This window comes from Pseudomonas sp. B21-010, assembly GCF_024749325.1.
GTDB classification, from domain to species: Bacteria; Pseudomonadota; Gammaproteobacteria; order Pseudomonadales; family Pseudomonadaceae; genus Aquipseudomonas; species Aquipseudomonas kilonensis.
Genome location: NZ_CP087198.1, coordinates 4,357,180 through 4,368,674, shown reverse-complemented (window position 1 = coordinate 4,368,674; position 11,495 = coordinate 4,357,180). Strand labels below are relative to the sequence as shown.

General features: G+C 61.0%; 4 protein-coding genes. 1 reads left to right on the top strand and 3 read right to left on the bottom strand.

Going from position 1 to position 11,495, the window contains the following annotated elements:
* The first annotated feature begins 332 nt into the window (after positions 1 to 332).
* Positions 333 to 2,798 carry a TonB-dependent receptor gene (locus LOY50_RS19220; RefSeq protein ID WP_258688885.1) on the top strand — a complete coding sequence of 822 codons (2,466 nt, stop codon included), beginning with the start codon at positions 333 to 335 and terminating at the stop codon, positions 2,796 to 2,798.
* A gap of 1,681 nt (positions 2,799 to 4,479) precedes the next feature.
* On the opposite strand, the gene LOY50_RS19215 is transcribed toward LOY50_RS19220, so the two are convergent.
* The 3 genes from LOY50_RS19215 to LOY50_RS19205 form a co-directional block, all read right to left on the bottom strand.
* Positions 4,480 to 8,625: an amino acid adenylation domain-containing protein gene (locus LOY50_RS19215; protein WP_258688884.1), complete on the bottom strand. Its 4,146-nt coding sequence runs from the start codon at positions 8,623 to 8,625 to the stop codon at positions 4,480 to 4,482.
* Between the two features lie 35 nt (positions 8,626 to 8,660).
* Positions 8,661 to 10,319 (bottom strand): cyclic peptide export ABC transporter, encoded by a 1,659-nt coding sequence (locus LOY50_RS19210; protein WP_258688883.1) that lies wholly within the window; start codon positions 10,317 to 10,319, stop codon positions 8,661 to 8,663.
* Between the two features lie 281 nt (positions 10,320 to 10,600).
* Positions 10,601 to 11,476, bottom strand: coding sequence for a formylglycine-generating enzyme family protein (locus tag LOY50_RS19205; RefSeq protein WP_253476642.1), 876 nt, complete (start codon positions 11,474 to 11,476; stop codon positions 10,601 to 10,603).
* Positions 11,477 to 11,495 lie beyond the last annotated feature (19 nt).

Here is an 11,495-nt window from a genome sequence, read left to right as displayed (position 1 = left end):
CATCACACGAAACAAAAGGCCGTCGCCCAACAGCGCCGGCCTTTTTTTTAATCTTTTTCGCGAATGATAAATAAACTCATTCCGGTTTTTGGCAGGTGCTGCGTCTTACTTAGGTATGTGGGCAAATCGGGTCGGGCAGGACGTCCAGGCACCGGGCTTGTTCAGAAAAAATTTCGCCGTCTTCCAGCCAGATGACCGTGCCCGGGGAGGGGCCGGTCGGCCACGCACTGACATTGCCTTGGGGCAATCGACCGTGCGGGTTCACGTGTGCTGGCGAGCGGCGGGCCCTTCGGCCCCATGGACTTTTACTTCTACCAATAATAGAGAGCACGATGTCATCCATTCATGAGTTGAAACCTCTGTTCAAGGCACTCGTCATGTCCCGCGGCCTGCGTTCGCGGCGGGTGTTGGCCGGTCTGGGGTTGGTCTGCGTACTGCCCCTCAGCGCTCAGGTGATGGCAGAAGACGTCAGCATCAACATTCCTGCGCAACCGCTGCCGCAGGCACTGCAAGCGTTCGGTCAGCAGACCAACCAGCAAGTGATCTACAACGCTGCAGATATGGCCGACCTGAAGAGCACCCGCGTCAGCGGCAAGATGAGCCCGCAGGCGGCCATTGCCGAGTTGCTCAAGGGCACGGGGGTGCGTTACAGCGTTGAGGGCAATACCCTGATGCTGGTGCGCGGTTCTGCCACGGGAGGCCTTGAGCTGGGTGCGACCACCATCAGTGCACAAGCGTTGGACGCGACAACCGAAGGCAGTAACACCTACACCAGTCACGCCGTGACCATTGGCAAGGGCACCCACACCCTCAAGGAAATTCCCCAGTCGATCACCGTGATGACGCGCAAGCAGATGGATGACCAGAACCTGGTCAGCCTCAAGGACGCCGTCAACCAGACCACCGGCATCGTCGGTCTGCAGGGCGTTGGCCAAGGCATGATCCTGTCGTCCCGCGGTTTCCAGATCGACGATTGGCAATACGATGGTGTGCCGATCCTACGTAACAACTATTCGCTGGGCAACTGGGCGACCCAAGACCTGATCTTCTTCGACCGCCTGGAAATCATGCGCGGCGCGGCCGGCCTGCTGCAAGGCACTGGCAGCCCCGGTGGTGCCGTCAACCTGGTGCGCAAGCGTGGCCAGAGCGCACCGACCGTGACCCTGACCGGCAGGGCCGGCTCCTGGGATCACTACGGTCTGCAATTGGACGCCGGCGGCCCGCTGAACCAGGCCGGCAACATTCGCGGCCGCGTCGTCGTCGACGAAGACCAGAGCAATTCGTTCGTCGACCATGCGTGGACAAAGACTCACTCGCTGTACGGTGCGTTGGACGTCGACTTGAGCGAAGACACCACCCTGGGCTTCGCCGTCAGCCAATCCAACGGCGAATCGCGCGGCAACATCCGTGGCCTGCCTCGTTATGCCGACGGTTCGATGCCGGACGTGTCGCGTTCGACCTACACGGGTGCGCGTTGGAACCGTTCTGAAATCGATGTCACCACCTACTACACCGACCTGGAGCATCACTTCAACGAGGACTGGGCGTTCAAGGTGGGTGCTGTGTACATGACTGAAGATAACCAGGCGAAGAACCAGCGAGTCCAAAGGGGGGGTGGTCTCTTGGCTGATGGCAGTGGCGTGCAATATGCCGACTTCGTGACGGATTTCCAGTCCACGAAGTCTGGTCTGGACATGAACCTGACCGGCAAGTTCGAAGCCTTGTCGATGGAACAGGAAGTCATGCTGGGTGGCAACTTCTCGCAGTTGGAGACGGATGATAAATTCGCCCGTACATTCAACAATACCAGCGACTCCATCTTCGACCTGAACAATGACCGTCCGGACATCAGCTATGAGAGTCTGATCAACAGCCCGGGCGGGCGAGGCACCCTCAGTAAATACGATATCCGCCAGAAGGGTGTGTATGGCACCTGGCGCGTCAAGCCGATCGATGATCTGACGCTGGTGTTGGGGTCTCGGGTCAGTTGGTATGAGTCCAGCTACAAGTCGAAAACCCAAGACTCGGCCGGTATCACACGCAACGACCCAAGCACCGCAACTGAAACCGGGGTGGTCACGCCCTACGGCGGCATCATCTATGACCTGAGCCGTGAGTGGGCGGTCTACGCCAGCTACACCGATGTGTTCCAGCCCCAGACCGAGGTCAGCCCCAGCGGTTCGGTGCTCAAGCCTATCGTAGGCACCAACTACGAAGTTGGCCTCAAGGGTGAGCTGATGGACGGTCGGGTCAATACCTCCCTGGCCATCTTCCGTTACGATCACGAGAACCGTGCCACCGACATCCCTGGTTGTAATGACGTGAACTGCTCCACTGCCTCGGGGAAAGTGCGCAGCCAGGGTTTCGATGCCGAAATCAGTGGTGAAGTGATAGACAATCTGCAGTTGTTCGCGGGCTACACCTACAACACCACCAAGTACCTGGAGGACCCGGAAAATGAAGGGCGTGTCTACAGTAGCTGGACGCCGAAACACATGCTGCGCGTGTGGGGCAATTACCAACTGACCGGCGACTGGAGCCGCGTCAGCACTGGCCTGGGCTTCACCACCCAAAGCCACACACTGGTTTACCAAGAAAAGACCGACGTACCGGGTTATACCGTGTGGAATGCCCGTATCGGCTACCAGCTGACGCCGGAAATCGCTTTGGCGCTCAATGCCAACAACCTGTTTGACAAGACGTACATAACGTCCGCTTACAACCAGCTCGATGGCAACAACAACTTCGGTGATCCGCGCAACTTGATGTTCTCGGTGAAGTACACCCCGGAGTTCTGATTCTCGCGGGAATGAAATAGACCCGCCTTGTGCGTAGTGTTGGTCACTAAAAAAACGGCGCTTCTTCAGAAATGTGAAACGCCGTTTTTTTTGGCTTTTTTTGGATGGGGTGGTGTGTATATCCGTTGCTGCGGTAACGGCCACTTATGGTTCCGCTCTTACAGCGGCTCACTTTTGAAAAGCGCAAAAGTAAGCAAAACGCTTCTGCCCCACCACTCGGTGCCTCGCCTAGGCTCGGCATGCCCTCACTCCGGCATTGCTCCGTGGGCCCGCCGCGAAGGGCCATCCATGGCCCAGCGCGGCTATCCCGGCATCCATGCCGGGATGCCCACTCCACAATGCCTGCGTTCGGCCATCGTGGTTAACGGGGCGCCCGAGATCAACGTCCGAAACGAGGCGGCCTGATAGCCGACCTGGTTCTGGGTGGGACCGCATTCCCCCTGTGGGAGCGAGCTTGCTCGCGATAGCGGAGGGTCAGTTTACGGTGATGTTGGATGTGCCGGCGTTATCGCGAGCAAGCTCGCTCCCACAGAAGGACCCCGGGTGCATACGGATATTGTGTCTGCAGAAGCTCCAATGTGGGAGCGAGCCTGCTCGCGAAGGCGGCGTTCCAGTCGATGAAGATGTTGGATGTACTGGCCTCTTCGCGAGCAAGCCCGCTCCCACAGAAGGACCCCGGGTGCATACGGATATTGTGGCTGCTGAAGTCCAATGTGGGAGCGAGCTTGCTCGCGAAGGCGGCGTTACAGTCGATGAAGATGTTGGATGTGCTGGCCTCATCGCGAGCAAGCTCGCTCCCACAGAAGGACTCTGTATGCATATGGATGTTGTGGCTGCTGAAGATCCAATGTGGGAGCGAGCTTGCTCGCGAAGGCGGTGTCACAGTCGATGAAGATGTTGAATGGGCTGGCCTCATCGCGAGCAAGCTCGCTCCCACAGAAGGACTCTGTATGCATACGGATATTGTGGCTGCTGAAGATCCAATGTGGGAGCGAGCTTGCTCGCGAAGGCGGTGTCACAGTCGATGAAGAGGTTGGATGTGCTGGCCTCATCGCGAGCAGGCTCGCTCCCACAGAAGGACCCCGGGTGCACACGGATATTGTGTCTGCAGAAGATCCAATGTGGGAGCGAGCTTGCTCGCGAAGGCGGGGCTACAGTCGATGAAGATGGTGGATGTACTGGCCTCATCGCGAGCAAGCTCGCTCCCACAGGGGAAACGCGGTCACCTAGAACCAGGTCGGCTACTAGGCCGCCTCGCGGTGGACGTTGATCTCGGCGCCCCGTTAACCACGCTGGCCGAACGCAGGCATTGTGGAGTGGGTAACCCGGCATGGATGCCGGGTTAGCCGCGCTGGGCCATGGATGGCCCTTCGCGGCGGGCCCACGGAGCAATGCCGGAGTGAGGGCATGCCGAGCCTAAGCGAGGCACCAAGTGGTGGGGCATGAGCGTTTTGGTTACTTTTGACTGGGCCGGCTCCCGGGCTTCTCAAAAGTGACCCGCCGTCAGGGCGGAACCCTAAGCCGCCGTTACCGAAGAAACGGATATACACACCACCCCTGAAATCCGGCAACCCAGTGTGTCAGGCAAATTGAGTTCGCGCCTTTGGGTCTGCTGCGCAGCCCAGCGGGAGCAAGCTCCCTCGCCACAAAAGCGACCTTGCCACCGTATCGTCTATTGGCGCTATTTCCCTTCCACCGTACTGGCCAGAAAAACCTCGACCAGTGAATCCAGCAACACATCATCAAAAATCATGCTGCGATGACGCAACGGGGAATGCATCGAGCATTGCAGCTCACCCGTCAGGCTATAGCCCTTGATCAAGGCTTCGCAGAATGCCAGTTCCCCAGGGGTTTTTTCCGCCTGTGTCCACCAGCAACTGGGACGTACCTGGACTGGTTTGAAGGTGAACCCGTCAAAGGCTTTGAGCAACCGGTCATGCACCGAGAACGCCTGGGCGTTCATGACTTCATCCTTGACGCTCTGCACGATCGACAGCAAGTCGCCCCGGCCCGGCTCGATCTGGCTGGCGGCCCACTCATGGAAGGCCTGGACCGTGCTGGCGGGGTGTTCTTGCCGGTATGCCGCCGTGCGTTCGGTGAGGGTTGGAAACAGCAGGTCGAAGTATTCGATGGCCTCGAGCAGATCCTGGGAGGCCGGGTCGGCTTGCTCCGCGCCTGGCAAATGCCGATGACGCGACAAGGTTGCCGGGTACAGATGTTCAGGAATCGTGGCGTCCACCAGGCCGAGGAAGCTGACGGTGTGGCCCTGGTTTTCCAGCGACGCGGCGATGTCCAGCGCGATGGTTCCGCCCAGGGACCAGCCCATCAGGTAATACGGGCCTTGGGGTTGGGCGCTGACGATTTCCCGGCTGTAATCGGCAATCATCTCGCGCCAGTCCTCAGGACTCGCATGGGGTTCGCTGAAGCCGCGGTGCATGACGCCGCTGACGCTTGCCCGGTGTTTGAGTTTGCGCGCCAAGGGTTGGTAGCAGAACACGATGCCACCGCTGGGATGCAGGCAAAACAACTGCGGCGCATTGGTGGGAGCGGTGTTCAAGGGAACAAGACACTGAGTCTGCTGCCGATGCTCCTGGGAAATGAACAGTGCCAGCTCCGCGATGCTCGGGTTGGCCAGCAGCGCCTGCAGACGCACGGTGATGTTCAGGCGTGCCTTGAGGTTGGCGATCAGCTCAATCGCCAGGATCGAATGCCCACCCAGTTCAAAGAAGCTGTCGTTGATCCCCACGCGCTCAACCCTGAGGGATTCTTGCCAGAGCTGCGCCAGCGCCTGTTCCAATTGAGTACGCGGCGCCACGTAATCGGTCTGCCGAAGACGCGCGTCCGGTTCCGGCAAGGCCTTGCGGTCGAGCTTGCCATTGGCATTGAGCGGCAAGTGATCGATGAACACCAGGTGACTGGGCACCATGTAGTCCGGCAACTGCGCTTTGAGGGCGGCCAACAGACCTTCGCGTAACCCACTCATGAACGCTTGCGTGGCAATCACATAAGCGACCAGTTGCAGGCCGGCCGGGCCTTCATGGGTCAATACGACACAATCCCGGACCGCCGGCAGCGCTTGCAAACGTGCCTGGATTTCGCCCAATTCAATGCGGAATCCGCGGATCTTGACCTGGTGATCCAGGCGCCCGATGTATTCGATGCTGCCGTCGCTGCCATAACGTGCCAGGTCGCCGGTGCGATACAGGCGACCACCCGGCAGCGGATCGAACGGGTCGGGGATAAAGCGGCTGGCGGTCAGGTCGGCGCGTTGGTGGTAACCACGGGCCAGGCCGGCCCGACCGACATGCAGCTCACCGATGCAGCCCTTGGGGACCGGGTTCAGGTGCGCGTCGAGCACATACCAGGACAGGTCGACGATGGGCTGGCCGATAGGGCTCGCGGTCTCGCTGTTCAAGTCGTCGATCGACAGCGGTCGCCAGGTGACATGGACGGTCGTTTCCGTGATGCCATACATGTTGATCAATCGAGGCGACTGGTCGCCGAAACGTTCGAACCAGGGGCGCAAACTCTGCACATCGATGGCTTCGCCGCCAAAAATGACCTGGCGCAGCCGGTGACCAAGCGGCTGATGAGGCTCGCAGGCGACTTTTAGCAACGACCTGAACGCCGAGGGCGTCTGGTTGAGCACGGTGACGTGTTCTTGGCAAACCAGGGCGTAGAACTCCTGCGGCGAACGACTCACCGCGTGGGGCACGATGACCAGTCGGCCGCCGTGCAGCAACGCACCGAAAATTTCCCACACGGAAAAGTCGAAGGCATAGGAATGGAACAGGCACCAGACGTCCTGGTGATCGAAGCTGAACCAGCGGTCAGTGGCCCGGAACAATCGGCTGACGTTGTGGTGCGTCAGCAATGCGCCTTTGGGCTGGCCGGTCGAGCCGGAGGTGTAAATCACATACGCCAGGTTATCCGGGTGCATCGGCACATCCGGATTGTGTTCGGGATAGTCGCCCTCGATCTCGACGGGGTCGAGCGACAAACAGTTCATGTCGGCTGGCAACGCCAACGATTCACGCAGATGAGCCTGGGTCAGGATCTGCGTCACGCCACTGTCCTGGATCATGTAGGCCAGGCGATCGGCCGGGTAGGCCGGGTCCAGCGGCACGTACGCGCCACCGGCCTTGAGAATCGCCAACAGGCCAATGATCATTTGCGGCGTACGCTCGGCGGCGATGCCGACCAGCACGTCGGGCCCGACGCCTTGCTCGATCAGCCGATGGGCCAGTTGATTGGCCTGTCGATTGAGCTCGGCATAGCTCATGTGCTGCCCTTCAAAGGTCAGTGCCGTGGCGTCACCCGTGGCGGCGGCATGGGCCTCGATTAACTGGTGCAGGCACTGTTCGCAAGGCAGTCGGGTGGGCTGGCGGTTCCAGTCGTGCAGGGTGTGTTGCCGTTCCTCAGCGCTCAGCAATTGCAATTCGCCGAGGGCGCGTTCAGGGGTTTCGATCAGGTCCTGCAACAGGTTTTGCCAGTGGCCGGCCATGCGCTCGATGGTTTCAGTGCGGTAGAGATCACGGCTGTATTCGAACGTCGCCAGAATCTGCTGCTGTGAATAATCGACATCCAGCGACAAGTCGAACTTGGCCTGGCTGTCGCCTGTATCGAGAAACTCCAGGGCCAGTTCGCCGTTGGGCGAGATCGTCAGGGGCGGTGAGCCGGTGCGCCAGTTGAACAAGACCTGGAACAAGCCCTGTGCGCCGGGACGTTGCAGTTGATCAAGGATCAGCTCCAGCGGGTAGTCGGCATGTTCCAGCGCGGCGAGGGACTGGGCGCGCAAACTGCGCAGGAAATCCGACACGCTGTGGGTCGAGTCGATCCGCGTCCGATACACCTGGCTGCTGACAAAGAACCCCACCAGGTCCTGGCATTCATGGCTGTTGCGGTTGGCGTTGGGCACGCCGACGGTGAAATCGTCCTGGTTGCTGTACCGGCCCAGCAACAGCTGCCAGGCAGCCAGTGCCACCACGAAAGGCGAAAGGCCCTGGTGTTGGCAGAACGCGTCCAGGGCCCGGGTCACTGCGGGGGCAAGTGTTACGTGCACACGTCCGGCCCTATGCTGCTGGCCGGCGGTGCGGGGGAAATCCAGGGGCAGTTCCAGCGTGGGCAGGTCGCGACCCAGGTAGTGGCGCCAGTATTCACCGCTGCGCTGGCAGGCCGTGCCGTGCAAATACTCGCCTCGCTGATGGGTGGCGTAGTCGGCGTATTGCAGGGACAACGGTGGCAGCGGTGACGGATCACCGAGCAAGGCCTGAGCGTAGGCCTGGGTCATGTCCTGCATGAGGATCGTGTTGGACCAGGCATCGGAGACAATGTGATGCATGTTGAGCAGCAGTACATGTTCGTCGCTGCCCAGCCGCAGAAGCGTCGCCCGCATCAGCGGCGCGTGGCTGAGATCGAACGGTTGCCGGGCGTGCAACTCGATGCGCTGTGAGAGTGCCATGGCTCGTGCCTGGGGGGCGAGCGCGCCGAGGTCCTCCCGGTGCAGGATGAGGCAGACGTTGCGCTCGACGACCTGGACTGCCGCACCGTCGAGGTCATTGAACGCGGTGCGCAGGATGTCGTGTCGGTCGATGACCCGATTCAGCGCCTGTTCCAGGGCGTCGGCATCGAGTCTGCCGGTCAGGCGCAGCGCCCGCGGCAAGTTGTAGGCCGAACGGGCCGGGTCTCGCTGATGCTCCAGCCACAAGCGTTGCTGGGCGAAAGACAACGGCGCGCGGTCCAGCCGGCGGCTGGCGCTGGCGTGCATGTCGCCGGCGACATCGTCGAGCAGCAGCATCAGCAGATCATCATCTAGCAGTTCGTTCATGGTGTTCTCGATAAACAGCATTGCGTCGGACGGGTTCAGGCAAAAGCCGCCGCAGATTTTTCACTGACCACCTGACCGGCCTGCATGCGGACCAGTTGATCGGCGATGTCGAAATAGCGGTCGTCATGGGAGATGACAATGATGGTTTTGCCCAGCGCCTTCAGTTCCGGCAGCAGTTCGGTATAGAACACGCGCCGGAACACCGGATCCTGGTCGGCGGCCCATTCGTCGAACACCAGCACTGGACGCTCCTCAAGCCAGGCGTTGAGCAAAGCCAGGCGTTTGCGTTGGCCGGTGGAGAGGTCGGTAGTGCTGAAGGCGCCGTCCTGAATACTGACCTTATGAGCGATTTCCAGGCGTTCCAGGTAGCGGTTGGCGTCTTTGGGCACCTGCTGGTCGCCCTGGACCAGCTCGTCGAACAGGTAGTAGTCGGCAAAAATCGTCGTGAACAACTGGCGATAATCGTCCCGTTGAGCGGCCCCTACCGGCGCGCCGTCGAGGAGGATTGCGCCGCCCTGGGGGAAGTAGAGGCCCAGCAGCAGCTTGATCAGCGTGGTCTTGCCGCCACCGTTTTCACCGACGATGAACACGATGTCACCCTGGGCGATGGACAGGTTGACCGGTCCCAGGGCGAAGGGTTGGCTGCCTTCGACCACCGGGAAGGCGTAGTGCACATCGCGCAACTCAAGGTGCTGGATCGTTGGTTTGCATAGGTGCTTGTCGTTGAGCAGCAGATGCGGTTCCGGTGAGGAAAACTGCTCGGCCAGTTCGGCAATGCGCTTGAACGCAACGTTCGCCCGGCTGATCACCGGCAACGTCATCACCAGGTATTCCAGCGGGCCCTTCATGTACAACAGCACCAGCACGAAACCGCTGAGCACCACCCGGTCCGTGCCCAGCCACAGCGATTGCAGGGCCAGGACCAGGCCGATGACCACAAAAAACAGCATCGAGCCGAACGTCTTGGCCACCACGAATGTATTGACCGAGCGGATGTTGGTGTCGCAGATGTAATCGGCGGTCGCTTCGATGCGCTGGCTGAACATGCGCTGGCGGCGTGGGCGATGAATGCGCAATTCCTTGGCCCCGGCGGCGATAGCGCCGTAGTGTTTCTGCAGCGCGTCTTCGGCCTCACGGGCGTCTTCGAAACCCCTGATGCCACGGGCGCGAGCCAGGTATTGCACGACCGTGCCGATGACCAGTGCCACCAGCAACAGCAAAAACATCGGCACTGACAGGTAGGCCAGGTAGCCCAGGCAACCGAGGGTGACCGTGAAGGCGATGGCCAGTGGCGCGAAGGAAAACGCGAAGTCGCTGACGGTGTTGACGTCGTGGGTCAATACCGGGATGAGCCGATGGCTGCGATAGCGTTCGATCTGTTCGATGGGGGCCAGCAAGACTTTCTTGCCCAGGGATTTACGCAGCTCGGCGATGATGTTCTGGCCGACATGGTTGGTGCCGATGTCTGAAAGAATCGAGGTCAGCAGCGCTGCCGCGCAAAGCCCCGCGAACGTCGCCAGCATCTGGAACGTGGGCGTTGTGGCGGCGTTCAGGGCGTCGTTGATGGTTGCCAGCAGGGCAGTGATGCTCAGGCCGCCCAACATGCCCAAGAGGATGGAGCCCACGACAATCAGCCGGAAGGGTTTGAGCAGGGTGAACAATTCAGTGATCACCCCGCGTTTTGGTTGGCTCATGGAGGTTTCCCTGCTAGATGAAAAAGGGCGAAGGCCATCGCGGGCGTTCACCGCATGGGCTGGAGGACGGCGGCACGCCGGTTGGGGCGCGCCCACCTGTAGAACGATTGGAGGGGAAGGGGATTTAGCGAGGAGCCGCCTGACACACATTATTGTGGCGAGGGAGCTTGCTCCCGCTGGGCTGCGCAGCGGCCCCTGGATTTTGCGGTCGCTGCGCAACCGAGCGGGAGCAAGCTCCCTCGCCACAAAAGCCGGCCTTCAAGTGCATCGGCGAGGCGTCTTCACATATCCCGCGCCACCCGAAAACCGATCCAGTCGCCGCGATCGCCGGGCACCAGCGCGTTGCGGTTGCCGGAGCGGGAGAACACCGGCGCCTCGCCCCAATCATTGCCACGGATGCGTTTGAATTCGCACTTGCCGGTCAGCCACGCGCTGCCGTCGCTCGGGGCGCCCACATAGTTTTCGTTGTAGCAATCGGCGGTCCATTCGTAGATGTTGCCGTGCATGTCATACACGCCGAAGGCGTTGGGCGCGAAGCTGCCGGCCGGGGCGGTGAAGTTGTAGCCGTCGGCCGCGCCGTAGGTGTTGGCGTGCTGGGCGATGCTGTACTCCTTGCCTTCATCGAACGGGAAGGGGAACGGGCCGGTGCTGCCGCCGCGTGCCGCGTACTCGCGCAGGGACTCGCTGACCAGCCGGTAGTGTTTGCCGGTTTTTTTCGACAGCCACGCGACGTAGGCATTGGCCTCGGCGAAATCCATGCACACCGCCGGGTGCCGGTCGGTGTATTGCTTGCGTGGGTCGCTGCCCTGGTAGTCCGGAATGCCGGCCTTGCAGGCGCGGCCGGGGCGCTCATCGCCGTCGGGCATCGTGTAGCCGGTGTCGCGCAGGTAGGCGAACCATTCACCCTTGAGCACCTGGAAGCGACTGATCGCCAGCGGCTTGGCGAACGTCACCGGGTGCATCGGGCCTTCGTCGGGCTCGCGGCCTACTTCGTTTTCCGGGGTGCCCATCTGGAAGGTGCCGGTGGGCAGCACGACCATTTCCGGGCAGTCCTTGCAGTCACGAAAGACCTGGCCCGCTTGCGAGGCCTGGGCGCCGGAGGGCAGCAGGACGGCGACGGCCAGTGTCGGGAGTAGCTTCAGCGAAAAACTGTTCATCCATCTCTCTCGATAAGTC

Bases quoted from the DNA above. Each gene is read 5' to 3' on its own strand.
- LOY50_RS19205 (WP_253476642.1), bottom strand. From the start codon at position 11,476: ATGAACAGTTTTTCGCTGAAGCTACTCCCGACACTGGCCGTCGCCGTC.
- LOY50_RS19215 (WP_258688884.1), bottom strand. From the start codon at position 8,625: ATGAACGAACTGCTAGATGATGATCTGCTGATGCTGCTGCTCGACGAT.
- LOY50_RS19210 (WP_258688883.1), bottom strand. From the start codon at position 10,319: ATGAGCCAACCAAAACGCGGGGTGATCACTGAATTGTTCACCCTGCTC.
- LOY50_RS19220 (WP_258688885.1), top strand. From the start codon at position 333: ATGTCATCCATTCATGAGTTGAAACCTCTGTTCAAGGCACTCGTCATG.